Here is a 25,927-nt window from a genome sequence, read left to right on the forward strand (position 1 = left end):
GCGGGTGGCTAACTCTCGTCCTGGATGACGTAGATGCGGCGCATGTCGACGGTGCCGAAGTCGTCGTTGAACACCGCGCCGCCGATCATCGAGCCGTGCATGATCGTCTGCCGGTAGGCGAATCCGGGCACGGCCGCCACCAGCTCCTCCTGGATGTACGCGTCCAGTTCGACCCAGGCCGCGGCGGCCTCGGCCGCGTCCTCGATGCCGCGGATGCGGTCGATCTCCGCGTTGACGTGCTCGTCGTTCAGGTGGCTGTAGTTGGACGCGCCGTCCTGGATCTGCCGGCCGTCGAACAGCGGCGGGATCACGGTGCCGGCGGACAGCCAGTCGTGGCCCCAGCTGCTGCGGTAGATGTCGTAGCCGCCGTCGACGACGCCGATGGTGTCGTAGTAGGTCTCCGGCGGGACCTCGCTGCGGTTGACCTCGAAGCCGGCCGTCTCCAGGGCGTCGGCGATGGCGACGGCGGCCTGCTGGTCCTCGGCGGCGGTGTGGTGCACGTAGGACAGCTCGAAGCCGACGGCGTCGGCCTCCTCCAGCAGTTCGCGGGCACGTTCCGCGTCACCCTGCGGGTTGGCGACCTTGCCGAACGGGTCGTAGTCCGGCTGGTAGCCGGGCAGCAGCGGGCTGATCATGCTGGCGGTGTACTGGCCGCCGATGGAGCCGCCGTACGCGTTGAGGATGCCGTTGAGCGGCAGCGCGTAGGCGATGGCCTGCCGGACGCGCTCGTCGGTGACGGTGTCCATGTTGATGGCGAGGCTCCACACGAAGGACTGGTAGCCCTCGACCAGCCGCTCACGGTACTGCGGGTCCTCCATCACGGTCGGACCGTTGCCCGGGTCGAGCCCGTTGCTGAAGCTGATGCCGTTCCGGTTCTCGCCGTTGTCGGCCATCAGCCGGGCGGTGGAGTCCTCCTGGCTGTGCCCGAAGCTGATCTCGAAGGCGTCCGGGTAGGCGTTCCGCGTCGGGTCGGTCTCGGGGACCCAGTGCTCGTTCCTGGTGAGCGTCATGGAACGGCCGGGGCGGTGCTCCTCGATGCGGTAGGGCCCGGAGGTCATCGGCTCCTGGTCGTACGCCTCCTGCGTGTCGTGCTCCTCGGAGACCACCGCGTAGCCGGCGATCGACAGGGCGTACGGCAGGTCGTTCTGCGGCCGGGAGAAGTGGAAGACGACCGTGCGCTCGTCCGGGGTCTCCAGCACGGAGTCGGGCAGGTGGTCGCCGTTGTAGGGGCCTTCGGGCAGCAGTTCGCGGTAGTCGGTGCCGTCCGCGTCGGCCAGCCACTGCTGGATGTAGGTGGGACCCTGGGTGATGAACGGCGCGAACTGCCGCTCGAACGTGTGCCGGATGTCGGCGGAGGTGATGGGCGTCCCGTCGGCGAAGAAGATGTCTTCCTTCAGGGTGTACGTCCACGTCAGGCCGTCCTCCGAGACCTGCCCGGAGTCCGTCGCCAGGTCGCCGACCACGGTGTAGTTGCCGTCGTTGTCCAGCTTCACGGCGGTGAGGCCGCGGTGGACGAGGCGGGCGATGTTCTGCTCGTGCTGGACATAGATCTGCGCCGGGTCCAGGTGGTCCGGCGGGACGTCCTCGAACACGTTCACCGTGCCGCCCGGCTGTGCGTCGGGCACTTCTTCCGCGGGTCCTGTGGAGGCCGCCTCGTCGCCGAAGGATATGGAGGTCAGTTCCTCGGGGGCGGACTGCTCCTCGCCGTTCTCGCCGTCTTCGGCCCCGCCGCCTCCGCCGCTGCTGCACGCGCCGAGGAGCAGCGCGCCCGCCAGGGCGATGGACACCCCGGCCGTGCGCCCTCTGCGCAAGGTGTGGATGCTCATGGGTTGCTGTGCACCTGCCCGTTCCTGTTGAGGGATGTCATCGGACGGTCTTGGGGTCGAAGGCGTCCCGGACCGAATCCCCCAGGAGGTTGAAGGCGACGATAAAGATCACCATCGAGACTCCGGGGAAGAACATGTACGTGATGTCGCTGCGGTACACCTCGGCCGCGGTGGCGAACATCCGGCCCCAGTCGGGGGTGGGCTCGGTGAGGCCCACGCCGAGGAAGGACAGCGCGGCGGCGGTGGTGACGAAGTTCGGCAGCATGTAGGTGGCCTGCACCAGCATCGGCGAGACCACGTTGGGCAGCAGCTCCTTGCGGATGATGCGCCACGGGGAGGCGCCGCTCACCTTGGCCGCCTCGACGAACTCGCGTTCACGCAGGGAGAGGGTGGCGCCGCGCAGGATGCGGCCCAGTGTCATCCACCCGAGCGCCCACAGCACGATGATGACGGAGATCACCTTGACGTGGGTCGGTGTCTCCTGCCGCGGGTCGACGAAAAGGGTGGCGATGATCGGCAGGAACGCGACGAAGAACAGCTGCTGCGGAAAGGCCATCAGCAGGTCGATGAGGCGGCTGATGGCGGCGTCCCACCGGCCGCCGAGGTAGCCGGCGGCGATGCCGAGCACGATCGCGGTGAGCGTGGCGAGAATCGTGACGACGAGGGCGATGAGGAGAGATGTGCGTATTCCGTAGACCAGCTCCATGAAAACGTCACGTCCGGTGCCGGGTTCGAGCCCGAACCAGAATTCACCGTCGATGCCGCCGTTGGGCTTGACGGGATAGCCGTACTCGTTGAGCAGACCGCTCTCCAACTGGCCGTATCTGGTGTACGGGTCCTTTCCGTACAGCCAGGAGATGACCGGCGCGAGCAGCCCGACGGCGAAGAAGAACAGCACGACACAGGCGGAAATGACACCGACCCGGTCACGCCGGAAGCGGCGCCACATCAGCCGGCCGGGCGAGCGGCCGACGGCGCCGGCCTCGACGACCGGAACGGCCTCGGCGGCCACGGTTTGGCTGGACATCAAGTCCCCCCGACGGGTGCGGTCCTGTGCATGCGATGCGTGTAGATCGCGACTGTGGCAAGGCACACAGACAGCCGTCAAGGAGTAGCAATGGTATAAACCTATGACGGTCATTTTGGTGAGCGAAGATTATGCAGATCGGCACGAAAACGTGCTTGACCGCACGATCGGCGATCGGGAATGTGGGGATAAGTGGTGACCCGGCCTGTTAACAAGGCGGCAACACCCCAGACCCTATACCGATATGCGAACGGCCCAGACTGTGGCGGTACGGCCGTGCGGGTGCCGTAGACCGGGGCGGCGCGGCCGGAAGGCAGGCGCCGCCCCGGTGCACATCCGCACTCAGCCGCTGACCAACTGCCCCTTGTCCTCGGCGAAGTGACAGGCGGAGGCGTGCCGCGCCGGCCCCGTGGCCGCGGTGAACTCGGCGGGCACGGCGAGCGGCGGGTCCACTTCCGCGCACAGCGCCTGCGCCTTCCAGCAGCGGGTACGGAAACGGCAGCCGGACGGCGGATCGGCAGGGGACGGCACGTCTCCCACGAGAATGATGTGTTCGCGGCTGCGACTGAGTTCGGGGTCCGGCACGGGAACGGCGGACAGCAGCGCCTGCGTGTACGGATGGGTGGCGTGCTCGTAAATCTCCTGATCGGTGCCCGTTTCGACGATCCGGCCGAGATACATGACCGCGACGCGGTCGGAGATATGCCGCACGATGGACAGATCGTGCGCAATGAACATGTACGCCAGGCCGAACTCCCGCTGAAGACGTTCCATCAGGTTGATCACCTGCGCCTGGACGGACACGTCGAGCGCCGAGACCGGCTCGTCGGCCACGATGATCTCCGGGTTGAGGGCGAGTCCGCGCGCGATCCCGATGCGCTGCCGCTGCCCGCCGGAAAACTGATGGGGATACCGGTTCACGTACTCCGGATTGAGCCCGACCACATCGAGCAGTTCCTGCACCTTGCGCCGCCTGTCCTTCTTCGGCGCGGCCTCGGGATGGATGTCGAACGGCTCCCCCACGATGTCCCCGACCGTCATCCGCGGATTCAGCGAGGTGTACGGGTCCTGGAACACCATCTGGATATTCCGCCGCACCGCCTTCAGCGCCCGCCCGGAAAGCCGTGAAATGTCCTCGCCCTTGTACCGGATGCTGCCCGCGGTCGGCCGCTCCAGATTCATCAGCAGCCTGGCCACGGTGGACTTCCCGCAGCCGGACTCGCCCACGATCCCCAGCGTCTCGCCCGGCCGCAGGTCGAACGACACCCCGTCGACCGCCTGCACCGCGCCGATCCCGCGCCGGATCAGGATGCCGCGCGTGAGCGGGAAGTGCTTGACCAGCCCGCGGACTTCGAGGATCGGCTCCGGCGACTCCTGCGGCACGTCACTCACCGATCGTCTCCTTCCAGAAGTGGCACGCGCTCGACCGGCCCTCGCCGACCTCGTACAGCGGCGGGCGCGGATCGTGCCGGCAGACCTCGCGCACCTGGGGGCAGCGCGGGTGGAACGGGCAGCCGGCGGGGACGTGCAGCAGGTTCGGCGGCAGGCCCTTGATGGCCAGCAGTTCCCCGCCCTTGTGGTCGAGCCGCGGAATCGACTCCAGCAGTCCCTTGGTGTAGGGGTGCGCGGGCCGCTTGTACACGTCGTGCACCGGGGCGTGCTCCACGATGCGCCCCGCGTACATGACCGCGATCTTGTCGGCCACGTCGGCGACGACCCCGAGGTCGTGCGTGATGAGGATGAGGCCCATCCGGTACTCGCGCTGCAACTCCGCCAGCAGGTCCATCACCTGTGCCTGCACGGTCACGTCCAGCGCCGTCGTCGGCTCGTCCGCGATCACCAGCTCGGGTTCGAGGGCGAGCGCCATCGCGATCATGATGCGCTGCCGCATGCCGCCGGAGAACTGGTGCGGGTAGTCGTTCACCCGCTCCCTGGCCGCCGGAATCCGCACCCGGTCCATCAGCTCGACGGCCCTGGCCTTCGCCTCCTTGCGGGAGGCGTCCCGGTGCACCCGGAACATCTCCCCCAGCTGGTAGCCCACCGACAGCACCGGGTTCAGCGAGGACAGCGCGTCCTGGAAGATCATCGCCATCCGCTCGCCGCGAATGCGCCGCCGTTCCTCGCGGCCGAGGGTGAGCAGGTCACGGCCGCGGAACAGGACGCGGCCGTGGGTGATGCGGCCCGGCGGCGTGTCGAGGATGCCCATGACGGCCTGCGCGGTCACCGATTTGCCGGAGCCGGACTCGCCCAGCACGGCCAGCGTCTCGCCCTCGTCCACGGAGAAGCCGGCCCCGTTGACCGCGTTGACCACTCCGTCGCGCGTGCGGAAGTCCACGTGCAGATCCTGGACGTCGAGCAGCATCGCAACTCCTGTCGGTTCGGCTTCACATCAGCGGAGCTTGGGGTCCAGGGCGTCGCGAACGGCGTCGCCGAGCATGATGAAGGCCAGCACGGTGAGGCTCAGCGCGGCGGCCGGGTACAGCAGGATGTGCGGGGCGTTGCGGAACTGCATGCCGTCGGAGGCGGCGGAGATGTCGACGCCCCAGGAGACGGTCGGCGGGCGCAGCCCCACCCCCAGGTAGCTGAGCGTCGCCTCCAGGGCGATGAACGTGCCGAGCATGATGGTCGCCATCACGATCACCGGCGCGACCGCGTTGGGCAGGATGTGCCGCAGCAGCATCCGGGAATTGCTCGCGCCCAGCGCCCGCGCGGCCTGCACGTAGTCGTTCTGCTTGGCGGTGATGACCGAACCGCGGGAGATGCGTGCGATCTGCGGCCAGCTCAGCGCGGCGATCACCAGCACCACCGGCCAGATGCCGGTGAGGGTGATCATGCTGAGGAAGACGATGGCGCCGAGCACCAGCGGGATGCCGAAGAAGACGTCGGTCAGGCGGGAGAGCAGCGTGTCCCAGAAGCCGCCGATGAATCCGGCGAGGCCGCCGACGACCGCGCCGAGCACGGCGACGCCGAGGGTCGCGCACAGGCCGACGGTGATGGAGGCGCGCGCCCCGTACACGGTGCGCGTGTAGACGTCGCAGCCCTGGGTGTCGAAGCCGAACCAGTGCCCGGCGGACGGGCCTTCGAGGGAACGGCCGAGCTGGCAGCGCTGCGGGTCGCGGGAGGCGATGAGCCCCGGCCACAGCGAGATCACCACGAGGAAGAGGATCAGCAGCGCGGACACGATGAACACCGGGTTGCGGCGCAGGTCGTGCCAGGCGTCGGTCCACAGGCTGCGGGCGGCCGTGGTCTCGGGCGCGGTGGCGGTGCCGGCGGTCAGCCCCTTGGCGGCGGCCACCTCCTGGGCGCCGAACGGGGTCTTGTCGGACTGCTGGTCAGGCATAGCGAATCCTCGGGTCGAGCACGGCGTAGAGGAGGTCGACGAGCAGGTTCGCCAGCAGGAAGATCAGCACCAGGACGACCACGAAGCCGACGACGGTCGGCGAGTTCTGCCGCAGAATGCCCTGGTAGAGCTGGTAGCCGACGCCCTGGATGTTGAAGATGCGCTCGGTCACGATGGCGCCGGCCATCAGGGTGCCGATGTCCGCGCCGAGGTAGGTGACCACGGGGATCAGCGAGTTGCGCAGCAGGTGGCGGACCGTCACCCGGCGGCGCGGCAGCCCCTTGGCGATGGCGGTGCGGATGTAGTCGGCGCGGGTGTTCTCGGCGACGGAGGTCCTGGTGAGCCTGGTGACGTAGGCGAGCGAGACCAGCGCGAGGATGAGGCCGGGCACGATCAGCTCGTCCAGCCGGGCGTCCGGGCTGACCGCCGGGTCGATCCAGCCGGCCTCGACGCCCAGGAAGAACTGCCCCGTGGTGCCCAGCACGAAGGTGGGGACCGCGATGACGACCAGGGTCAGGATCAGCACCGTGGTGTCGAGGGAACGGCCGCGGCGCAGCCCCGTGACGACGCCGAGCACGATGCCGAGGACGATCTCGAAGGTGAGGGCGACCAGCGCGAGCCGGAAGCTGATCGGGAACGCCCGTTCCATCAGCTCGGTGACCGGCTGCCCGTTGAACGCGGTGCCGAAGTCGCCGGAGAAGATCTTGCCCATGTACAGCAGGTACTGCTGCCACAGCGGGTGGTCCAGGTTGAACTCCTCGCGCAGCGCCTTGGCGGTGGCCGGATCGGGGCCGCGGTCGCCGAACAGCGCGGACACCGGGTCGCCGAGGGCGTAGACCATGACGAAGATGAGGAAGGTCGCCCCGATGAAGACCGGGATCATCTGGAGCAGGCGTCGGATGACGTAGCGCCCCATGGGGATTAGCTCACCTTGATCTCGGTGAAGACCGGGACGGAGAACGGGTTGAGTTTGACGTTCTCAAGGCGTTCCGAATGCCCCGCGGTCCCGTTCTGGTACCACAGCGGGATCGCCGGCAGGTCCTCCACCAGCACCCGTTCCGCCTCCCGGAAGGTGTTGACCGCCTCGGCCTCGTCGGCTTCCGAGTTGGCCTCGTCGACCAGGCGGTCGAACTCCTCGCTGCGGTAGACGGAGTCGTTGGACGAGGCGTCCGTGTAGTAGAGCGGCTGGAGGAAGTTCTGGATCAGCGGGTAGTCCATCTGCCAGCCCGTGCGGAACATGCCGGTCATCTCCCGGCCGGTGACCTGGTTGCGGAAGTCGGCGAAGGTCGGGACGGGGTTGACCGTGCAGGCGCCGGTGTCGTCCAGCGCGTTGTTGATGCTGTTGCAGACCGCGTCCATCCACTGCCGGTGAGAGCCGGTGTCCACGTTGGAGGTGAGGGTGATCCGCCCGTCCGGCAGCCCGCCCGCCTCCTCGATCAGCTGCTTGGCGCGGTCCGGGTCGTAGGTGCAGGCCTCCCCGCACAGCCCCTCCTCGTAGCCGCCGGCGTCGCCGAGCACGGGGGAGGTGAAGTCGCTCGCCGGGGTGCGGGTGTCGTGGAAGATGCGCGAGGTGATCTCCTCGCGGTTGATCGCCATGGAGAGCCCGCGGCGCAGCGCAGCGCCGTCCTCGCCCTCCCAGGCGTCCTCGTAGAGCGGGAAGGAGACGGTCTGGATGATGCCGGCCGGCTGGTTGATGTAGCGGTCGCCGAGATCGTTCTGCGCGTTCTGGAGCTGGGAGGCGGGCACGTCGTCGATCAGGTCGAGGTTGCCGGCCTGGAGGTCGGTGTAGGCGGTGTTGTTGTCGGTGTAGACGCGCAGTTCCACGCCGTCGTTCTGGGCCGCGTCCTTGCCCTTGAAGCCCTCGTACCGCACCAGGGTCATGCTCTGGCTGCGCTGGTAGGACTCGATCTCGTAGGGGCCGTTGCCGATGGGCTTGGCCAGCCACGCGTCGTGGTCGTCGAAGAACGCCCGCGGCAGCGGCGCGTAGGCGGCGTAGCCGAGCGTTTCCGGCCACAGGGAGAACGGTTCGCTGAGGCGGACGGTGAAGGTGTGGTCGTCGAGGACGCGCAGGCCGCTGAGGGTGTCCGCGGTGGCCTCGGCGTCCTCCTCGGCCGGATGCACCTCGTCGTAGCCGTCGATGAACTGGAAGAAGTAGCTGGCGACCTGCGCGTTCTCGATGTGGGCGCCGTAGTTCCAGGCGTCCACGTAGGAGGCGGCGGTCACGGGCGTGCCGTCGCTGAACGTCCAGCCGTCCTCGATGGTGACGGTGAAGTTCTGCTGGTCGTCGGTCTCGATCGACTCCGCCATCTCGTCCTTCGCCTCGCCCGTCTCCGGGTCGTAGCGCTTCAGGCCGCGGAAGATCATGTCGAGGACCTTGCCGCCCTGCACCTCGTTGGTGTTCGCGGGCTCCAGCGGATGCTGCGGATCGCCCCAGGAGGCACGGATCATCCCCCCGCCGCCCCCGCCCCCCGAGTCGTCCCCGCCGCCGCACGCCGTGGCCGCCGCGACGATGACCGTCAGGCCGGCGACGGCGCTGGTCAGGCGGATGCTTCGGCGCATGGGTGCCTCCTCGGGCCGGTGAAGCCATATGCAGACCAACAGAGACCAATAAAACCGCTTATATCCCCCAGGGCTGGCGAACGACCTCCGGGGCCGCCCGGAGTGTTGCCCGAAACCCCCCATATGCCTCAGGGCGGTCCTCCGCTATCGTCCGAAGCATGCGGTCAGCACTCCCCCCGGTCGTCCTGCTCGCCGCCACCCTCCTGGCCTGCACCGCCGAGCAGCAGGACCGGTCAGGGCCCACCGAGGCGCCGAGCCCGTCCGCGTCCCTCCTCCCCACCCCCTCGGCCGAGCCGCCCCGCATCCCCTCGGCCACCGAACTGCCAGGACAGGACGTCCTGCTCAGGTTCGCCGATGCCGCACACGCCTTCGCGCTGCTGACGGACTGCCGCGACGACGGGGTCTGCGCCGTGCGCGCCGCCGTGCTGGCGGACGGCGGCTGGCAGCTGCGGGACACCCCGGCGGGCGCCACGGAGGGCGACGGCAGCGACCACACCCTCCAGGTGGCAGGGCCAGGCAGCGCGCGGTTGTCCCAGCGGGACGCCGAGGGGCACGAGGAGAGCTGGCTGACCACCGACGGCGGTGCCACGTGGCAGCCCGCCCCGGCCGAGCCGGCGGGCACCGCGCCGGAGATCCCCAGCGGCGCGCTGCTGGTGGCGGACGAGCAGGTCAACGTGCTCATGCCGGACACCGCCGAGTACAAGGTGCTCGCCGAACAGCCGCCGCTGACCGCCGTCGACCGGCTCGACCTGCTGGCCGACGGTACCTACTGGACGCGCGGCAAGGACCGCGCCACCGGCGAGCCGGCCGCCGCCGTCACCCGGGACCTGGGCCGCACCTGGGAGCTGCTGCCCCCGCTGCCGACCCCGCCGGGCCACGGGCACCACGCCGAGCTGCGCGCCCTGGTCGCCGCCGAGGACGCCCTGTACGCGTTCGAAACGGGGGTGCTGCTGAGCGACGTGTACCGCGGCACCACGGCCGGATCGCTGATCGCGGTACACCGCAGCGCGGACGACGGGCGGACCTGGGAACGGGTGTGGACCGGCGGGGGCGGCGCCTCACCCAGGTCGCTGCTCGGCACGCCCATCGCCGCCGCGGACGGCAGCCTCGTCGTCTACGCGGACGACGGCATCTACACCAGCAGGGACGGCGGCAGCACGTTCGAAACCACCCGCCCGGGGCCGCCGCCCGAGGAGCCGGCGCTGACGCCCGGCGGCTACCTGCTGACGGACATCGGGAACCCGGGCCACTACCGCATTTCCGCCGACGGGTTCACCTGGCACACGCTCATCCTCGGCGGCAACCGCGGCTGAGCCGCCCGGCCGGAGCCGGGCGGCCGGGCCGTTCACGCGTGGACGATGTCCTTGTCCTCCGCGAAGTGGCACGCCGAGTCGTGCCGCGCGCCGGTGTCGCTGTCCTTGAACCGCTCGGGCACGGCGAGCAGCGGCACCTCCTCGGCGCACTTGTCCTGCGCTTTCCAGCAGCGGGTGCGGAAGCGGCAGCCGGAGGGCGGGTTCGCCGGGGAAGGAACGTCGCCGGTGAGGATGATCCGCTCCCTGGTGTCGCGGCCCTCGGGGTCCGGCTGCGGGACCGCGGAGAGCAGCGCCTGCGTGTAGGGGTGCGTCGGGTGGTCGTAGATCTCGGTGTCCGTGCCGATCTCGGCCAGCTTCCCGAGATACATCACCCCGACCCGGTCGGAGATGTGCCGGACGATCGACAGGTCGTGCGCGATGAAGAGGTACGCCAGGTCGTACTCGTTCTGGAGGCGCTCCATCAGGTTGATCACCTGCGCCTGCACCGACACGTCGAGCGCGGAGACCGGCTCGTCACAGATGATGACCTCCGGGTTCAGCGCCAGGCCGCGCGCGATGCCGATGCGCTGCCGCTGGCCGCCGGAGAACTGGTGCGGGTACCGGTTGATGTACTCGGGGTTGAGCCCGACGACGTCAAGCAGCTCCTGCACCTTGCGGCGCCGGTCGCCCTTCGGGGCCGCCTCCGGGTGGATCTCGAACGGCTCCCCGATGATGTCGCCGACCGTCATGCGCGGGTTCAGCGAGGTGTACGGGTCCTGGAACACCATCTGGATGTTCCGCCGCACCGCCTTCAGCGCGCGCCCGGACAGCTTGGAGATGTCCTCGCCCTTGTACAGGATCTCCCCGGCGGTCGGCTGCTCCAGGTTCATCAGGAGCTTGGCCACCGTCGACTTCCCGCAGCCGGACTCCCCCACGATCCCCAGGGTCTCGCCCCGGTGCAGCGTGAAGGAGATGTCGTCCACGGCCTTGACCGCGCCGACCTGCCGCTTGAAGAGGATGCCCTGGGTGAGCGGGAAGTGCTTGACCAGTGCGCGGACTTCGAGGATCGGCTCGCGCGGACCGGCTGCTTCGTCAGCCATGGATCGTCTCCTTCCAGAAGTGGCAGGCGCTGGTCCGGCCGCCCAGCGGGCTGCCGTCGCGCTCGGTCACCTCGGCCAGCGGCGGCACCTCGGTCCGGCAGACGTCCCGCGCCATGGCGCAGCGCGGGTTGAACGCGCAGCCGCTCGGGACCGCCGTGAGGCTGGGCGGCAGGCCCTTGATCGCGTACAGCTCCTTGCCCTTGTGGTCCAGGCGCGGGATCGAGTCCAGCAGGCCCTTGGTGTAGGGGTGCGCGGGCCGCTTGTACAGCTCGTGCACCGGCGCGTGCTCCACGATGCGCCCCGCGTACATGACCGCGATCTTGTCGGCCACGTCGGCGACGACGCCCAGGTCGTGGGTGATGAGGATGAGCCCCATGTTGAAGTCGCGCTGCAACTCCGACAGCAGGTCCATCACCTGCGCCTGGACGGTCACGTCCAGCGCCGTCGTAGGCTCGTCCGCGATGATCACGTCCGGCTCCAGGGCCAACGCCATCGCGATCATGATGCGCTGCCGCATACCGCCGGAGAACTGGTGCGGGTAGTCGTTCACCCGCTCCTTCGCCGCGGGTATGCGCACCCGGTCCATCAGCTCGACGGACTTGGCCTTGGCCTCCTTGCGGGACATGCCCCGGTGCACCCGGAACATCTCCCCCAGCTGGTAGCCCACCGACAGCACCGGGTTCAGCGAGGACAGCGCGTCCTGGAAGATCATCGCGATCTTGTCGCCGCGCACCCGACGCCGCTGGTCCTCGGGCATCTTGAGCATGTCCTCGCCGCGGAACAGGATCTCCCCGCCGGTGATGCGCCCTGGCGGCATGTCCAGGATGCCCATGATGGTCTGGGCGGTCACGGACTTGCCGGAGCCCGACTCGCCGAGCACCGCCAGCGTCTCGCCGGCGTCCACGGTGTAACTGACGCCGTTGACGGCCTTGGCCTGGCCCTCCCGCGTGCGGAACTCCACATGCAGGTCCCGGACTTCGAGCAGCGGTACCCCGGGGACGTCCGCCTTGGTCATTTCGATCGACACGAGCGTGCTCCCTCAGCGCAGCTTGGGGTCGAGGGCGTCACGCACGGCGTCACCCAGCATCAGGAAGGACAGGATGGTGATGCTCAGCAGGATCGACGGGTACAGCAGGATGTGTTCGGCGATCCGGATCTGGCCCTGTGCCCGGTTGATGTCGCCACCCCAGGAGATGGACGGCTCGCTCAGGCCGATGCCCAGGAACGACAGCACGGCCTCCGCGGTGATGTACCCGCCGAGCGCGATCATGGCGACCACGATGACCGGGGCCATGGCGTTGGGCAGGACGTGCCGCAGCAGGATGCGGGACGTGCCGGCGCCGAGCGAACGGGCCGCGGCCACGTAGTCGGACTGCTTGATCGAGATGACCGAACCGCGCATCACCCTGGCCACGGTCGTCCAGCCGAGGAAGGCGAGCGCGAAGGTCACCGTCCACTCGGTCCTGGTGTCGAAGGAGACCAGGATGACCATGGCGCCCAGCAGGAACGGGATGCCCAGGAAGATGTCGATGACCCGGGAGAGCAGCGCGTCGACCCAGCCGCCGAAGTAGCCGGCGAGCATGCCGACGAGGCTGCCGAGCACCGTCACCAGGACGGTCACCGCGACGCCGATCACGATGGACGCGCGGGTGCCGTACAGCATCCGCGCCCAGATGCTCTGCCCCTGCTGGTTGTAGCCCAGCCACTCCGGTGAGAAGAAGTGGGTCAGCTCCGGCTCGCGCAGGTAGTTGTTCGTGAGGTCGGCCGCCCGCGGGCTCACCGAGGTGAACCAGCCGGGGAACGCCGCCACCACGAGCAGCAGCAGGATGATCAGCGCGGGGATCACGAAGCTGGGCTTGCGCCGCAGATCGTGCCACGCGTCGGACCACAGGCTCCGCGGCTTGCCGGGCGCGGGCCCGGCGTCGACCGCGACCGCGGCGGGGACCGCCCCGCCGCCGGACGGAACGGCTTCCTTCTTGCCGATGGTGGCCCTTGCCTCAGGCATAGCGAATCCTTGGGTCGAGCACCGCGTAGAGCAGATCGACGAGCAGCGCGATCACCAGGTAGACGATGATGATGAAACTGACGACGCCGACGACGGTCGCGCCCTCCCGCGCGTTCAACGCTTCGTACACCGTCCGTCCGATCCCGTTGATGTTGAAGATGCCCTCGGTGACGATGGCGCCCGCCATCAGGTTGCCGAGGTCGACGCCGAGGAAGGTGACCACCGGGATCAGCGAGTTGCGGAGCAGGTGGTTGCCGACCACACGGCGCTGGGGCAGCCCCTTGGCGCGCGCCGTGCGCATGTAGTCGGCGCGCCGGTTCTCCACGATCGTCGAGCGGGTCAGCCGCATGACGTAGGCCAGGGAGAGCGAGGCCAGCGCGAGGGCGGGGAGCAGCAGCTCGCCCCAGTTCTCCGAGTCGCGGACCGTGGGGGTGATCCACCCCCACTTGACGCCGGGGTAGGTCTGGTAGAGGTAGCCGATGACGAACACCGGCACCGAGATCAGCAGCAGGCTGAGGAAGAGGATGCCGCGGTCCGTCTTCTTGCCGGCCCGCAGCCCGGCCAGCAGGCCGAGCCCGATGCCGACGACGGCGGTGATGAGGAACGCCAGCGCGGTCAGCCGCAGGGTGGCGGGCAGCGCGTCCGAAATGACGTCGATGACCTCGCGTCTGCTCTGGATCTGGGTACCGAAGTCTCCCTGCACCAGGCCGACAAGATAATTCCAGTACTGGAGCAGAATCGGGTCGTCGAGGCCGAGATCCGCTTTGATCGCGGCCATCTGGGCCTCGTCCGGGGCCCGTTCGCCCCACAGAGCCCGCACGGGGTCCCCGGGCAGGGCGTACATCATCATGAAGATGATGAAGGTCGACCCGATGAACACCGGGATCATCTGGAGCAGTCGCCGTACGACGTAGCGCCCCATCATTCCTCCATGTCAGTCGGCGTGGCCCGCGGGCCGTCCCGGTCGGGGACGGCCCGCAGGCACGCTTACGCTGCTGTCCGGCCCGCGGTCACTCGTTGACGGTGACTTCGTTCAGCACCGGCACGCCGGCGGTGTCGAAGCGGACGTTCTCCACGTTCGGGCCCCAGCCGGCGTTGACGTTCTGGTACCAGAGCGGGATGGACGGCATCTCCTGCCACAGCAGCTGCTCGGCCTCCTGGTAGAGGGCCACCGCCTCGTCCAGCGTGGCGGCCCGGTCGCCCTCGGCGAACAGCTCGTCGACCTCGGCGTTGTCGAAGCGGCCGTAGTTGCTGTGCGCGTAGGACGCGTACAGCTCCTTCAGGAAGTTGACGTTCAGCGGGTAGTCCGCCAGCCAGCCGCCGCGGTACATGCTCTCGACCTCATTGGCCTCGCGGGCCTCCAGGTCGGTGTCGAAGTCGACCTTGGAGTCGCCGACGCACTCCACGTCCAGCGTTTCGATGATGCTGTTGCAGACGGCCTCGACCCACTCCCGGTGGCCACCGTCCGCGTTGTACTGGATGGTGATCCGGTCCCCGGGGATGCCGCCGTTCTCCTCGACCAGCTGGCGCGCGCGCTCCGGGTCGAAGGTGGTGATGTCGCCGGAGGCGCCTGCCTCGTAGCCGTACACGCCCGGGGGCACGAAGCTGTCGGCCGGGGTACGGGAGCCGTTCAGCACGGTCTGGGTGATGGTCTCCCGGTCGATCGCCATGGAGACGCCCTGGAGCACCTCCGGCGGGGTGTCCTCCCAGTTGTACCAGGCCGGCGTGATGGTCTGGGTGCCGTTGTAGGGCTGGGCGACGGTGCGGTCCTCGCCGAGGTCCTGCTGGTAGAGCGGCAGGTCGCGCGGTCCCACCTGGCGGATGATGTCCAGGTTGCCCGACTGGAGGTCGGTGTACGCGGCCTCCAGGCCGTCGTACGCCTGGATGTGGATGCCGCCGTTCTGCGCGGCGTCCTCGCCGGCGTACTCCTCGTAGCGGGTGAGCTCGATGGACTCGCCGTGGTTCCACTCGACGAAGGAGTAGGGGCCGTTGCCCACCGGGCTCTCGCCGAACGCCTCGGGGTCCTCGTAGAAGCTCTCCGGCAGCGGGGTGAAAGTCGAGTAACCCAGCTTGTAGTCGTAGTAGGGGACCGGGTCGGTCAGCTCGATGGTGAACGTGGTCTCGTCGACGGCCTGGAGGCCGGACATCGCGTCGGCGGTGGGCTCGCCCTCCTCCGGGTGCACGTCCTCGTAGCCGACGATGTCCTGGAACCAGAAGCTGCCGTTCTGGTTGTTGGTGACGTTCGCCGCCCAGTTCCAGGCGTTGACGTAGCTCTCCGCGGTGACGGGCGTGCCGTCGTGGAACGTCCAGCCCTCCTTGAGGGTCACCGTCCAGACCGAGTTGTCCTCGTTGGGCTCGACGGACTCGGCCGCGACCATGAAGATCTGGCCCTCGTCGTCGAAGTCGAGGAGCTTGGAGAAGAGGTTGTCGATCACGAGGCCGCCGAGCGCCTCGTTGGTGTTCATCGGGATGAGCGGGTTCTGCGGCTCACCACCGTCGATCCGGACGATGCCATCCGGGTTCCCCGCGGCCCCGTCCGAACCGCCGTCGCCGCCGTCATCATCGCCGCCGCCGCAAGCCGTCGCGGCGAGGGCCACGACTATCGCACTGGCGACCCACTTGGCGCTGCGCGCACCACGCATGGGCTCTGCCTCCTTGGGAATCCGCTTTCATGCACAGGGAACCCCGGAGCGCGGAGGTCTACCCGCGTCCGGTTCGCAATGCCCACAACTATTGGGCATAAACCTGCGGCGAAACCACCGATCGGCTATCTCATTTTGATGAAGATGAGGAGACGACAACCCGCATATCCGGACAAAGCACAGATGAACTCTCTCCGGTATCCGGACTGATGTGACGTAAGTCAAGTCCCTCGGTCCGGATACCGGACGGTAGATCTCACATCCGGTACGAAACCTGCTTGACACATACGGGGGGAATGTGTCGCACGGTGCAACACGCCTGAATCATTGGCGCTTGGCGCGCGCCGTGGCCCGCGCCCGCTCGCGCTGGTCGAGGACCACCTTGCGAATACGCAGATCGGCGGGGGTCACCTCGACGCATTCGTCCTCGCGGCAGAACTCCAGCGACTGCTCCAGGGAGAGCTTGCGGGGCGGCACCAGGCTCTCCGTCGTATCGGCCGCCGCGGCCCGCATGTTGGTGAGCTTCTTCTCCTTGGTGATGTTGACGTCCATGTCGTCCGATCGGGAGTTCTCCCCGACGATCATGCCCTCGTAGACCTCGGTGCCCGGCTCGACGAAGATCGTTCCGCGCTCCTGGAGGTTGAGCATGGCGTACGGGGTGGCCACGCCCGGCCTGTCGGCGACGAGCGAACCGCTCTTGCGGGTCCGCAGCTCGCCGGCCCACGGCTCGTGCCGCTCGAAGATGCTGTGCGCGATGCCGGTCCCCCGGGTCTCGGTCAGGAACTCGGTGCGGAACCCGATCAGCCCGCGGGAGGGCACCAGGAACTCCATGCGGACCCAGCCGGAGCCGTGGTTGGTCATGGTCTCCATGCGGCCCTTGCGGCCGGCCATCAGCTGGGTGATCGCGCCGAGGTGCTCCTCCGGGGCGTCGATCGTCATGCGCTCCACCGGCTCGTGCACCGAGCCGTCGATCTCGCGCGTCACCACCTCGGGCTTGCCCACCGTCAGCTCGAAGCCCTCCCTGCGCATCGTCTCCACCAGGATCGCCAGCGCCAGTTCGCCACGGCCCTGCACCTCCCAGGCGTCCGGGCGCTCGGTCGGCAGCACGCGGAGCGAGACGTTGCCGACCAGCTCGCGGTCGAGGCGGTCCTTCACCAGCCGGGCCGTGACCTTGTGGCCCTTGCCGCCGCGGCCGACGAGCGGGGAGGTGTTGGTCCCGATGGTCATGGCGATCGCCGGCTCGTCGACGGTGATCAGCGGCAGCGCCGCCGGGCGCTCGGGGTCGGCCAGGGTCTCGCCGATCATGATGTCCGGGATGCCGGCGACCGCGCAGATGTCCCCCGGGCCCGCCACCTCCGCGGGCTTGCGGGTGAGGGCCTGGGTCATCAGCAGCTCGGTGATCCGCACGTTCTGCGCCGAACCGTCGCGCCTGAGCCACACCACGCTCTGGCCCTTGCGCAGGCTGCCCTGGCGGATGCGGCACAGCGCGATGCGGCCGAGGAAGTTGTCGGCGTCGAGGTTGGTGACGTGCGCCTGGAGCGGGGCGTCCTCCTCGTACACGGGCGCGGGGACCGTGTCGAGCAGTGCGGAGAAGAACGGTTCGAGGCTGTCGCTGTCGCCCGGCACCGTGCCGTCCGCGGGCTGGGTCAGCGAGGCGATGCCGTCCCGGGCGCAGGCGTAGACGATGGGGAACTCGATCTGCTCCTCGTCGGCGTCCAGGTCGAGGAACAGCTCGTAGGTCTCGTTCACCACCGCGGAGATGCGGGCGTCCGAGCGGTCCGTCTTGTTGATGCAGAGGATGACGGGCAGCCGCGCCTGGAGGGCCTTGCGGAGCACGAACCGGGTCTGCGGCAGCGGGCCCTCCGAGGCGTCGACGAGGAGGACGACCGCGTCCACCATCGACAGACCGCGCTCCACCTCGCCGCCGAAGTCGGCGTGGCCGGGGGTGTCGATGATGTTGATGACGACCGGGGTGCCGCCGCCCTTGGGGTGGTAACGGACCGCGGTGTTCTTCGCGAGGATGGTGATGCCCTTCTCGCGTTCGAGATCACCGGTGTCCATGACCCGCTCGTCGACGTGCTGGTGGGCGGCGAAGGCACCGGCCTGCTTGAGCATGGCATCGACCAGCGTGGTCTTGCCGTGGTCGACATGGGCGACGATGGCGACATTGCGGATGTCATGGCGCGTAGGCATGGCTGGGGCGCTTCTCCCGGAATCGTGACTGAGACGGCTCGGCGGGAAGCGCCCAACCGGCGGCAGCGGCGGCCACCGGGAAGGGCGGCAGCACCGGCCTCACCCGTCATCGTACGGGTTCCCCGCCGGGCGCTACTTGCGGTAGCCGATGTCCTCCCAGCGCGGGGTCGCGAGGCCGAAGGCCCCGGCACCCGCCAGATCGTTGCGGACGGCGACCAGCTGCGGGCGCTGATAGAGGGGAACGGAGCCGGCCGCGGCCCAGATGCGGGCGTCGGCCCGGTTGAGGATCTCGTCGTGCTCCTCCTCGTCCAGCTCGCCCGCCGCCTGGTCGAGGAGCTGGTCGATGTGGTCGGTCCCGACCCGCGTGTAGTTCTGCTCGATCAGCGCCTCCCCGCCCGGGATCGGCCGCGGCTTGGTGAACAGCGGCTTGGCGTCGGTGGCCGGGTAGGCCGTCGCGGGCCAGGAGAACAGCGCGAGGTCGAAGTCGCCGCGGGCGATGTGGTCGGTGAAGAACGTCTCCCGGTCGACCTTGACGATCTCCGCGGAGACGCCGATCGGGGCCAGCATCTCCACGATGCTCCGGCCGGTCCTGCGCAGCTCCGCCGCCTCGGGCCCCTCCGGCAGCACGAAGCGCAGCTCCAGCGACGTGCCGCCCTTGGCGCGGACGGGGGTGGACCCGGCGGCCGGCGCCCGGCCGTCGTCCGCATCGCCGTCCTCCTTCTTGCCCGCGGCCTTCACGTCCTCCCGCAGCCACCCGGCCTCTTCGAGCAGCGCCGCCGCGGAGTCCGTCCCCGAGGAGCCGAGCGCGTCGCTGTTGTCGCGGTAGCCGGTCTGGCCGAGCACCCGCACGTGGCTGCCGAGCGCGCGGGTCGGCAGCCCCGCCGGGTCGTGCACCTGCTCGGCCAGTTCCTTGCGGTCGAGGGCGCGGGCGACGGCCCAGCGCACGCGCTCGTCGGCGAGCGCGGGTGACTGGCCGTTCAGGGCGAGGTGGGTGTAGGCCGCGTCGTAGGCGCGGTGCACGGTGAAGCCCGCGAGCCGCTGCCTGACCGCCTCCTCGCGGGTGGCGAAGGCGCGTTCCCTGGCGCGCTGCGCCTCGGCGTGGGCGTGGGCGAACCGTTCGGTCGCGCCCGCCGCGTCGGCCCCGGCGAGCCGCGCCGTTGCCAGCTCGTGCAGGGCGTCCGTCGTCGCCGGACCGCCGCCGGGGCCGTCCGCGGGGGCGGCGCCCTTCGCGTCGTCCTTCGCGTCGTCCTCCGGCCGCTCCTGCTGCCCGCCCTTCTCGCCGCGGGCCGCGCCCGCGGCGGTGATGCCGTCGGCGTCGTCCGGGCCGACCTCGGCGATGTCGAGGTCGCCCGCGAGCAGGCCCGCGCGGCGTTCGTCGCGCGGCACGGCGGACAGGACCAGCCGGTCGAGGAGGGCGGGCTCGCCCCACCAGGCGTCGTTGCGCACCAGGGTGACGGTGCCCGCCTCCCTGTCGATGCCCTCGACCCGGAACGGGCCTGCCGCCGCGGGCAGTTCGTCGCGGGCTCCGTCGTTGAACCGGTCGGGTTCCGAGGTGACGGAGCGCGGGTAGAGCGGGCTGAAGAGGGACTTCCAGTCGGCGTACGGCTTGGTGAACGTGACCTCGACCTGGCCGGGCTCTGGGCCCCTCGTCACGTTCTCGATGCGGTCGTAGCCGGCGTTGCGGGCGGACCAGTACGCCTTGTCCTCGCCGGCCAGCGCCTTCCACTGGGCGACGAAGTCCGCCGCGGTGACCGGCTCCCCGTCGCTCCAGGCCGCGTCCGGGTGCAGCGTGAAGAGGACCGTCTGCCGCGGCTCGCGCGCCGTGATCTCGGCCGACCGCAGATAGTCGGTGTTCAGCTGGGGCCTGCCGTGCGCGTCGATGGTGAACAGCATGGGCAGCACGGCGCTCGCGACCCGGTCGGTGACCCGGTCGGCGTCGAACTGGTAGGCGTTCAGCGTCTCGGGCAGCCGGTCGACGGCCCAGGTCGCGGTGCCGCCGCTGGTCAGCTGCGCGCGCCTGGCGGTGGCCACCGACTGGGCGGCGCCGGCCGCCTTGCGGTCACGGTCCTCGGAGCCGGTGCAGCCGGCGACGGCGAACAGCGGCACGAGGAGGGCCGTGCCCACCGCGAGTGCCGCGAAACGGCGGGGGCCACGGGCCGGGCCCGGGATCGCTGACGCGCCTGACATGCTGGTACCTCCGGCTCCACCGGTGCGTTGATCACACGTATGCGCCCCACTGAAGGGGAGGCCGGGGGCCGGAACGCGGCGACACGGCGGCCGTGGCGGCGAGGCCACCCGACCGGACCAGCCCGGACGGCGCCCGGCGCGCACGGCCGGGTGCGTTCCCCGGCTTCCGCGCCGCACCGCGCTGCCGCACCCCCGCCGGAGCCGTCGCGGTGGGTGATCTCTTCCCACGGCCCTCTTCCCAACAGGCTGTGTCACGCGTCACACTCGCATCGTCCGGTACTGCACCACCAATGGAGGTGGCAGGGGTGTCAGGGGTGTCACTGCACGAGGAGCTGCGAGCCGCCCGGCGGTGCGTGGATGACCTGGCGCGGTGTGTCTCGCGGCTGGAGCGGGAGCTCGGCCCGGGTCTTGAGACGCGGCGTCTGCGCAGCGACGCGGAGCACCTGCGGGAGAGCCTGGCGCTGCTCACCGCCACCGTTCCCGGCGAATCCGGGGACGCGCAGGCGGAGTTCATCGGTGTGCCGGACGCGCCCTACGACGACCGGCTGTGGACGGACGCCGACGACGAGGGCGTGGGCGCGCGGCGGGGCCCCGAGGGCCCGGGCGGCCCGCCCTGACGCCGCGCAGCCGAGCCGTCCCCCCGTACGCCGATCACCTTCGGAGAGTCTTGTGGCAACCGAAGCAGAACCGAGGACCCCGCGAGCCGGCCGGGCCGCCATCGGCCGGCCGCACCTGCGCGTCGACCGGTGGTGGCTGGGCCCGGCCGTCACCGCGGCCGGGCTGCTGGCCTTCGTCGTCTACTCGACGTGGCGGGCGTTCGCGAACGCCGACTACTACGCGGCGCCCTACGTCTCCCCGTTCTACTCGCCGTGCCTCGCGGAAAACTGCGTGGACATGCAGAACGGCCCGAACGTGGCGCTGTTCGGCGACTGGTGGGGCCTGTCCCCCGCCCTGATCTTCCTGGCGCTGCCGCTCGGCTTCCGCCTGACCTGTTACTACTACCGCAAGGCGTACTACCGCAGCTTCTGGGCCTCGCCGCCCGCCTGCGCGGTCGCCGAGCCGCACCGGTCGTACTCGGGCGAGACGCGGTTCCCGCTGATCCTCAACAACAGCCACCGCTACTTCTTCTACGCGGCGTCCGTGATCGCCGTCATCCTCACCTACGACACGCTGCTGACGTTCCGTGACTCCGACTACGAGTGGGGGCACATGGGGCTCGGCACGCTGCTGTTCCTGCTCAACATCGTGCTGGTCTGGGCGTACACACTCTCCTGCCACTCCTGCCGGCACATCATGGGCGGACGGCTGAAGAGCTTTTCCAGAAATCCGGTCCGCTACCGGCTGTGGACGTGGGTGAGCCGGCTCAACAGCCGCCATATGGCGCTGGCCTGGGCGTCCCTGCTCTCGCTCGCGGCGTCGGACCTGTACGTGTACCTGCTGGCCACCGATGTGTTCAGCGACCCGCGACTGTTCTGATGCGGGCCGCCGGACGCGAGGAGGAAATGTGAGCACCGTCGAACGGCAGTCGTGGGACGTGGTGATCGTCGGGGCCGGCGGAGCCGGCCTGCGGGCGGCCATCGAGGCCAGGGAGCTGGGTCTGCGCACCGCCGTCGTCTGCAAGTCCCTGTTCGGCAAGGCCCACACGGTGATGGCGGAGGGCGGCATCGCCGCCGCCATGGGCAACGTCAACTCCGGGGACGGCTGGCAGGTGCACTTCAGGGACACGCTGCGCGGCGGGAAGTTCCTGAACCACTGGCGGATGGCCGAGCTGCACGCGCAGGAGGCCCCGGACCGGGTGTGGGAGCTGGAGACGTGGGGGGCGCTGTTCGACCGCACCGCGGACGGCAGGATCTCCCAGCGCAACTTCGGCGGGCACGAGTACCCGCGGCTCGCCCACGTCGGCGACCGCACCGGACTCGAACTGATCCGCACCCTCCAGCAGCGCATCGTGGCCCTCCAGCAGGAGGACAAGCGGGAGACGGGCGACTACGAGTCCCGGCTGAAGGTCTTCCAGGAGTGCACCGTCACCCGCGTGCTGAAGGCGGACGGCGCGGGCTCCGCCGATCCGGTGGCCGGGGTGTTCTGCTACCGGCGCGAGTCCGGCACGTTCTTCGTCATCGACGCCCCCGCGGTGGTGCTGGCCACCGGCGGCATCGGCAAATCGTTCAAGGTGACGTCCAACTCCTGGGAGTACACCGGCGACGGGCACGCGCTCGCGCTGCTGGCCGGGGCGCCGCTGGTCAACATGGAGTTCGTGCAGTTCCACCCGACGGGCATGGTCTGGCCGCCCTCCGTGAAGGGCATCCTGGTCACCGAGTCGGTCCGCGGCGACGGCGGCGTGCTGCGCAACAGCGAAGGCCGCCGCTTCATGTTCGACTACATCCCCGACGTCTTCCGCGCCCAGTACGCGAGCGACGAGGCCGAGGCCGACGGCTGGTACGACGACCCGGACAACAACCGGCGGCCCCCGGAGCTGCTGCCCCGCGACGAGGTAGCGCGGGCGATCAACGCCGAGGTGAAGGCGGGGCGCGGCAGCCCGCACGGCGGGGTGTTCCTCGACATCTCCTCGCGGCTGCCCGCCGCGGAGATCGTCAGGCGGCTGCCGTCCATGCACCACCAGTTCAAGCAGCTCGCGGACGTGGACATCACCGCGGAGCCGATGGAGGTCGGCCCCACCTGCCACTACGTGATGGGCGGCGTCGACGTCGACCCGGACACCGCGGCGGCCACCGGCGTGCCGGGCCTGTTCGCGGCGGGCGAGGTCGCGGGCGGCATGCACGGCTCCAACCGGCTCGGCGGCAACTCCCTGTCCGACCTGCTGGTGTTCGGCCGCCGCGCCGGACTGCACGCCGCGCGGTACGCGGCGGCGCTGGCCGGCCCCGACCGGCCGGCGGCCGGGCCCGCGCAGATCGACACGGCGGCGGACGAGGCGGTGCGCCCGTTCCAGCCGCCCCGGACGGAGGCCGGCGGCGAGGCCGCGGAGGAGCCGGAGAAGCCGGAGAACCCGTACGCGGTGCACCAGGATCTCCAGCAGGTGATGAACGACCTGGTCGGCATCATCCGGCGCGAGCCGGAGATGTCCCGGGCCCTGACGCACCTCGCCGAGCTGCGGCGCCGCGCGGCGCGCGCGGGCGTCGAGGGACACAGGCAGTACAACCCCGGCTGGCACCTCGCCCTCGACCTGCGGAACATGCTGCTGGTCAGCGAGTGCGTCGCACTTGCCGCCAGGGAGCGGACCGAGTCCAGGGGCGGCCACACGAGGGACGACCACCCGGGCATGGACCGCACCTGGCGGCGGGTCAACCTGCTGTGCAGGCTGCGGGAGCCCGGCACGGACGAGGACGCGGAGGACGCGGAGCAGACGGAGCACGCGGGGCAGGTGCGTCTGGAGCGCCGCGCCCTGCCGGCGATCCGCGCCGACCTGCTGGCGCTGTTCGACGACGAAGAACTGGCCAAGTACCTGACGGACGAGGAGGTGAAGGACCGGTGAGCCAGACGGCGAGCACCGGCTACGACGCGCACCTGAGGGTGTGGCGCGGCGACGCCGAATCCGGTGACCTGACGGACTTCACGGTGGAGGTCAACGAGGGGGAGGTCGTTCTCGACGTCATCCACAGGCTCCAGGCGACGCAGGCCCCCGACCTGGCCGTCCGCTGGAACTGCAAGGCGGGCAAGTGCGGTTCGTGCAGCGCGGAGATCAACGGCAGGCCGCGGCTGCTGTGCATGACCCGCATGTCGGTGTTCGCGCCGGAGGACACCCTGACGATCACGCCGCTGCGCACGTTCCCCGTGGTGCGGGACCTGGTGACCGACGTGGAGTTCAACTACACGAAGGCGCGCGAGATCCCCTCGTTCGTGCCGCCGGAGGGCGTGGAGCCGGGCGAGTACCGGATGCGGCAGGAGGACGTCGAGCGCTCGCAGGAGTTCCGCAAGTGCATCGAGTGCTTCCTGTGCCAGGACGTGTGCCACGTGGTGCGCGACCACGAGGAGAACAAGCAGGCGTTCGCCGGGCCGCGCTTCCTGATGCGGATGGCCGAGCTGGACATGCACCCGCTGGACGAGGCGGACCGGCAGGGGCTCGACCGCGGGCGGGCCGTCCAGGAGGAACACGGCCTGGGCCTCTGCAACATCACCAAGTGCTGCACCGAGGTGTGCCCCGAGTCCATCCGGATCACCGACAATGCGCTGATCCCCATGAAGGAACGCGCCGCGGACCGCCGTTACGACCCGCTGGTGTGGCTCGGCAGCAAGATCAGGCGCCGCGGCAGGAACGACTGACCGCGCTCGCACGGCACCGCGGCCCGGCTCCCCGGGTCGCGGTCCTGGCCCGACCGGCCTAACGTCGATCCGGAGGCGTTCCCCCGGCGTCGGCGAAGGGTGAGCTGATGGACACGGCACGCGTCGCCGCACGGGCCGCGGACAGCCCGGACGCAGTGGTGCTGGTGCTGCCACTGGCGCTGATCGCGGCCGCCGTGCTGGTGCTGGTGTACCTCAGGCGGCGCGGCGCGCACCCGTCGTACCGCACGGTGCCCGACCGCTGGGACGGCCGCCCCACCGCCCCGCCCGCCGAGGCGCAGGCCCAGGCGGCGGGGCCGCCCGCGGACGAGCTCGACTCGCGCGCGCGTGACCTGCTGGTCCGGCTGGACGACGCGGTCTTCCGGCGGCGCGAGCAACTGGACTTCGCCGACGCCCTGTCCGGCGAGGAGGCGGTCGGCCCGCACCGCGCGGCCGTCGCGGACGCCGCGGCCGAGGCCGGGGAGGCGCTGCGGCTGCGCCTGCGGCTGGACGACCCGGCGGCGCGGCGCAACGAGACGGAGCGGCGCAGGCTGCTGAACGACATCATCGACCGCTGCACGGCGGCCCTGCGGCGGCTGGAGTCCGTGGCCGGTTCGCTGGCCGCCGCGCGGGGGCTGCCCGCGGACGCCGGGGAGGCGCTGCGCGCCGCCCGCGCCCGCGCGGCGGAGCTGCCGGCGCGGCTCGACCGCGTGGCGGAGCGCTTGCGGAGCCTGGCCGAGGCGTACGCGGAGCCGGCCCTTGCGCCGGTGCGCGACCACCCGGCCGTGGCGCGGGAGCGGTGGCGCGCGGCCGGCGGCCGGCTGGACGCGGCGGAACGCGCCCTCGCCGCGGGCGACCTGACGGCGGCGGCGGACGCGGTGCTGGACGCGGAGGCCGCGCTCGGCGAGGCCGCCATCCTGGCGGACGGGGCGGAACGCTGGGCGCGGTCGCTTCAGCGGGCGGATCTCGCGCTCGCCGAGGCGATCCGGGTCACCGAGGGGGACGTCGCCGCGGCACCGCACCTGCCCGCGCTGCGCGAGGATCTGGCCCGCGCCGTGCAGGCCCTGGCCGACGCGCGCCTGGACACGGGCGCCGGGCGCCGGGACCCGTTCGCCGGGCTGCGCCGCCTGGCCGACGGCGGCACCCGGCTGGCGCAGGCGCTCGAGTCGGGCCGGGACCGCGAGAGCCGGAACCGGCGGGCCAGGACGCTGCTGGACGAGGCGCTGCTGACGGCGGGCAGCGAGCTGAGCGCGGTCAGGGACTACGTGACGACGCACCGTTCCGAGGTCGGCAGCCCGGCGCGCACGAGGCTCGCGGAGGCCGCGCACCGGCTGGAGCGTGCGCTGTCGGTGGCGCCGCACGATGCCGCGGCGGCGCTCCCGTTCGCCTGGCACGCCGACGCGCTGGCCAGGGAGGCGCACGTGCTGGCACTGCGTGATGCCGGGGCCGCGGCCTGAGACCTGTTCGGTGGGTGAGGCGCT

Annotated in this window: 20 protein-coding genes; 6 read left to right on the top strand and 14 right to left on the bottom strand. The window is 70.4% G+C overall.

Annotation, left to right across the window (positions count from 1 at the left end):
- Positions 1 to 8 precede the first annotated feature (8 nt).
- From STBA_RS11610 to STBA_RS11640, 7 genes are all read right to left on the bottom strand, one after another.
- The gene (locus STBA_RS11610) at positions 9 to 1,826 is read right to left on the bottom strand and encodes an ABC transporter substrate-binding protein (RefSeq protein WP_077059175.1); all 1,818 of its coding nucleotides are present in this window, start codon (positions 1,824 to 1,826) and stop codon (positions 9 to 11) included.
- 37 nt (positions 1,827 to 1,863) lie between these two features.
- Positions 1,864 to 2,853: an ABC transporter permease gene (locus STBA_RS11615; RefSeq protein ID WP_077059176.1), complete on the bottom strand. Its 990-nt coding sequence runs from the start codon at positions 2,851 to 2,853 to the stop codon at positions 1,864 to 1,866.
- Between the two features lie 342 nt (positions 2,854 to 3,195).
- Positions 3,196 to 4,236 carry a dipeptide ABC transporter ATP-binding protein gene (locus STBA_RS11620; protein WP_077059177.1) on the bottom strand — a complete coding sequence of 347 codons (1,041 nt, stop codon included), beginning with the start codon at positions 4,234 to 4,236 and terminating at the stop codon, positions 3,196 to 3,198.
- A 1-nt stretch (position 4,237) separates the two neighbouring features.
- Positions 4,238 to 5,215, bottom strand: a complete 978-nt coding sequence (locus tag STBA_RS11625) for an ABC transporter ATP-binding protein (protein ID WP_077059178.1) — start codon at positions 5,213 to 5,215, stop codon at positions 4,238 to 4,240.
- A 27-nt stretch (positions 5,216 to 5,242) separates the two neighbouring features.
- The gene (locus tag STBA_RS11630; RefSeq protein ID WP_107485028.1) at positions 5,243 to 6,193 is read right to left on the bottom strand and encodes an ABC transporter permease; all 951 of its coding nucleotides are present in this window, start codon (positions 6,191 to 6,193) and stop codon (positions 5,243 to 5,245) included.
- Positions 6,186 to 7,109 (bottom strand): ABC transporter permease, encoded by a 924-nt coding sequence (locus STBA_RS11635; RefSeq protein ID WP_077059179.1) that lies wholly within the window; start codon positions 7,107 to 7,109, stop codon positions 6,186 to 6,188. Before STBA_RS11635 ends, STBA_RS11630 begins: the two co-directional genes overlap by 8 nt.
- 5 nt (positions 7,110 to 7,114) lie before the next feature.
- Positions 7,115 to 8,752 (bottom strand): ABC transporter substrate-binding protein, encoded by a 1,638-nt coding sequence (locus STBA_RS11640; RefSeq protein ID WP_077059180.1) that lies wholly within the window; start codon positions 8,750 to 8,752, stop codon positions 7,115 to 7,117.
- 158 nt (positions 8,753 to 8,910) lie between these two features.
- Between STBA_RS11640 and STBA_RS11645 the strand changes: the two genes are divergently transcribed.
- Positions 8,911 to 10,065 (top strand): hypothetical protein, encoded by a 1,155-nt coding sequence (locus STBA_RS11645; RefSeq protein WP_077059181.1) that lies wholly within the window; start codon positions 8,911 to 8,913, stop codon positions 10,063 to 10,065.
- Positions 10,066 to 10,097: 32 nt separating this feature from the next.
- Here STBA_RS11645 and STBA_RS11650 read toward each other — a convergent pair whose 3' ends face one another.
- The 7 genes from STBA_RS11650 to STBA_RS11680 all read right to left on the bottom strand — a co-directional run bounded on the left by STBA_RS11650 (position 10,098) and on the right by STBA_RS11680 (position 20,171).
- The gene (locus STBA_RS11650) at positions 10,098 to 11,144 is read right to left on the bottom strand and encodes a dipeptide ABC transporter ATP-binding protein (protein WP_077059182.1); all 1,047 of its coding nucleotides are present in this window, start codon (positions 11,142 to 11,144) and stop codon (positions 10,098 to 10,100) included.
- Positions 11,137 to 12,159, bottom strand: coding sequence for an ABC transporter ATP-binding protein (locus STBA_RS11655; RefSeq protein WP_077063264.1), 1,023 nt, complete (start codon positions 12,157 to 12,159; stop codon positions 11,137 to 11,139). Before STBA_RS11655 ends, STBA_RS11650 begins: the two co-directional genes overlap by 8 nt.
- A gap of 24 nt (positions 12,160 to 12,183) precedes the next feature.
- The gene (locus STBA_RS11660; protein WP_077059183.1) at positions 12,184 to 13,149 is read right to left on the bottom strand and encodes an ABC transporter permease; all 966 of its coding nucleotides are present in this window, start codon (positions 13,147 to 13,149) and stop codon (positions 12,184 to 12,186) included.
- Entirely contained in the window at positions 13,142 to 14,071 is a 930-nt protein-coding gene (locus tag STBA_RS11665) for an ABC transporter permease (RefSeq protein WP_077059184.1), read from the bottom strand. Before STBA_RS11665 ends, STBA_RS11660 begins: the two co-directional genes overlap by 8 nt.
- A gap of 88 nt (positions 14,072 to 14,159) precedes the next feature.
- Positions 14,160 to 15,791 (bottom strand): ABC transporter substrate-binding protein, encoded by a 1,632-nt coding sequence (locus STBA_RS11670; protein ID WP_077059185.1) that lies wholly within the window; start codon positions 15,789 to 15,791, stop codon positions 14,160 to 14,162.
- Positions 15,792 to 16,115: 324 nt separating this feature from the next.
- Positions 16,116 to 17,984 (bottom strand): translational GTPase TypA, encoded by a 1,869-nt coding sequence (gene typA / locus STBA_RS11675; RefSeq protein WP_077059186.1) that lies wholly within the window; start codon positions 17,982 to 17,984, stop codon positions 16,116 to 16,118.
- A 132-nt stretch (positions 17,985 to 18,116) separates the two neighbouring features.
- On the bottom strand, positions 18,117 to 20,171 hold the full coding sequence (locus tag STBA_RS11680) for an ABC transporter family substrate-binding protein (protein WP_077059187.1): 2,055 nt from the start codon (positions 20,169 to 20,171) through the stop codon (positions 18,117 to 18,119).
- A 314-nt stretch (positions 20,172 to 20,485) separates the two neighbouring features.
- On the opposite strand from STBA_RS11680, the gene STBA_RS11685 reads away from it, so the two are divergent.
- The 5 genes from STBA_RS11685 to STBA_RS11705 all read left to right on the top strand — a co-directional run bounded on the left by STBA_RS11685 (position 20,486) and on the right by STBA_RS11705 (position 25,903).
- Entirely contained in the window at positions 20,486 to 20,788 is a 303-nt protein-coding gene (locus STBA_RS11685) for a hypothetical protein (protein ID WP_077059188.1), read from the top strand.
- A gap of 52 nt (positions 20,789 to 20,840) precedes the next feature.
- Positions 20,841 to 21,647, top strand: a complete 807-nt coding sequence (locus STBA_RS11690) for a hypothetical protein (RefSeq protein ID WP_077059189.1) — start codon at positions 20,841 to 20,843, stop codon at positions 21,645 to 21,647.
- A 28-nt stretch (positions 21,648 to 21,675) separates the two neighbouring features.
- On the top strand, positions 21,676 to 23,661 hold the full coding sequence (locus tag STBA_RS11695) for a fumarate reductase/succinate dehydrogenase flavoprotein subunit (protein ID WP_077059190.1): 1,986 nt from the start codon (positions 21,676 to 21,678) through the stop codon (positions 23,659 to 23,661).
- The gene (locus STBA_RS11700; protein ID WP_077059191.1) at positions 23,658 to 24,449 is read left to right on the top strand and encodes a succinate dehydrogenase/fumarate reductase iron-sulfur subunit; all 792 of its coding nucleotides are present in this window, start codon (positions 23,658 to 23,660) and stop codon (positions 24,447 to 24,449) included. Before STBA_RS11695 ends, STBA_RS11700 begins: the two co-directional genes overlap by 4 nt.
- A gap of 107 nt (positions 24,450 to 24,556) precedes the next feature.
- The gene (locus STBA_RS11705) at positions 24,557 to 25,903 is read left to right on the top strand and encodes a hypothetical protein (RefSeq protein ID WP_077059192.1); all 1,347 of its coding nucleotides are present in this window, start codon (positions 24,557 to 24,559) and stop codon (positions 25,901 to 25,903) included.
- Positions 25,904 to 25,927: the final 24 nt, after the last annotated feature.

The organism is Streptomyces sp. MP131-18 (genome assembly GCF_001984575.1).
In the GTDB taxonomy this organism is placed as follows: Bacteria; Actinomycetota; Actinomycetes; order Streptomycetales; family Streptomycetaceae; genus Streptomyces; species Streptomyces johnsoniae.

What these genes read in the sequence shown, in the direction of transcription:
- STBA_RS11630 (WP_107485028.1), bottom strand. Translation starts at nt 6,193, where the DNA reads ATGCCTGACCAGCAGTCCGACAAGACCCCGTTCGGCGCCCAGGAGGTG.
- STBA_RS11650 (WP_077059182.1), bottom strand. Translation starts at nt 11,144, where the DNA reads ATGGCTGACGAAGCAGCCGGTCCGCGCGAGCCGATCCTCGAAGTCCGC.
- STBA_RS11660 (WP_077059183.1), bottom strand. Translation starts at nt 13,149, where the DNA reads ATGCCTGAGGCAAGGGCCACCATCGGCAAGAAGGAAGCCGTTCCGTCC.
- typA (WP_077059186.1), bottom strand. Translation starts at nt 17,984, where the DNA reads ATGCCTACGCGCCATGACATCCGCAATGTCGCCATCGTCGCCCATGTC.
- STBA_RS11665 (WP_077059184.1), bottom strand. Translation starts at nt 14,071, where the DNA reads ATGGGGCGCTACGTCGTACGGCGACTGCTCCAGATGATCCCGGTGTTC.
- STBA_RS11640 (WP_077059180.1), bottom strand. Translation starts at nt 8,752, where the DNA reads ATGCGCCGAAGCATCCGCCTGACCAGCGCCGTCGCCGGCCTGACGGTC.
- STBA_RS11670 (WP_077059185.1), bottom strand. Translation starts at nt 15,791, where the DNA reads ATGCGTGGTGCGCGCAGCGCCAAGTGGGTCGCCAGTGCGATAGTCGTG.
- STBA_RS11635 (WP_077059179.1), bottom strand. Translation starts at nt 7,109, where the DNA reads ATGGGGCGCTACGTCATCCGACGCCTGCTCCAGATGATCCCGGTCTTC.
- STBA_RS11625 (WP_077059178.1), bottom strand. Translation starts at nt 5,215, where the DNA reads ATGCTGCTCGACGTCCAGGATCTGCACGTGGACTTCCGCACGCGCGAC.
- STBA_RS11645 (WP_077059181.1), top strand. Translation starts at nt 8,911, where the DNA reads ATGCGGTCAGCACTCCCCCCGGTCGTCCTGCTCGCCGCCACCCTCCTG.
- STBA_RS11610 (WP_077059175.1), bottom strand. Translation starts at nt 1,826, where the DNA reads ATGAGCATCCACACCTTGCGCAGAGGGCGCACGGCCGGGGTGTCCATC.
- STBA_RS11680 (WP_077059187.1), bottom strand. Translation starts at nt 20,171, where the DNA reads ATGTCAGGCGCGTCAGCGATCCCGGGCCCGGCCCGTGGCCCCCGCCGT.
- STBA_RS11655 (WP_077063264.1), bottom strand. Translation starts at nt 12,159, where the DNA reads ATGACCAAGGCGGACGTCCCCGGGGTACCGCTGCTCGAAGTCCGGGAC.
- STBA_RS11615 (WP_077059176.1), bottom strand. Translation starts at nt 2,853, where the DNA reads ATGTCCAGCCAAACCGTGGCCGCCGAGGCCGTTCCGGTCGTCGAGGCC.
- STBA_RS11705 (WP_077059192.1), top strand. Translation starts at nt 24,557, where the DNA reads ATGGACACGGCACGCGTCGCCGCACGGGCCGCGGACAGCCCGGACGCA.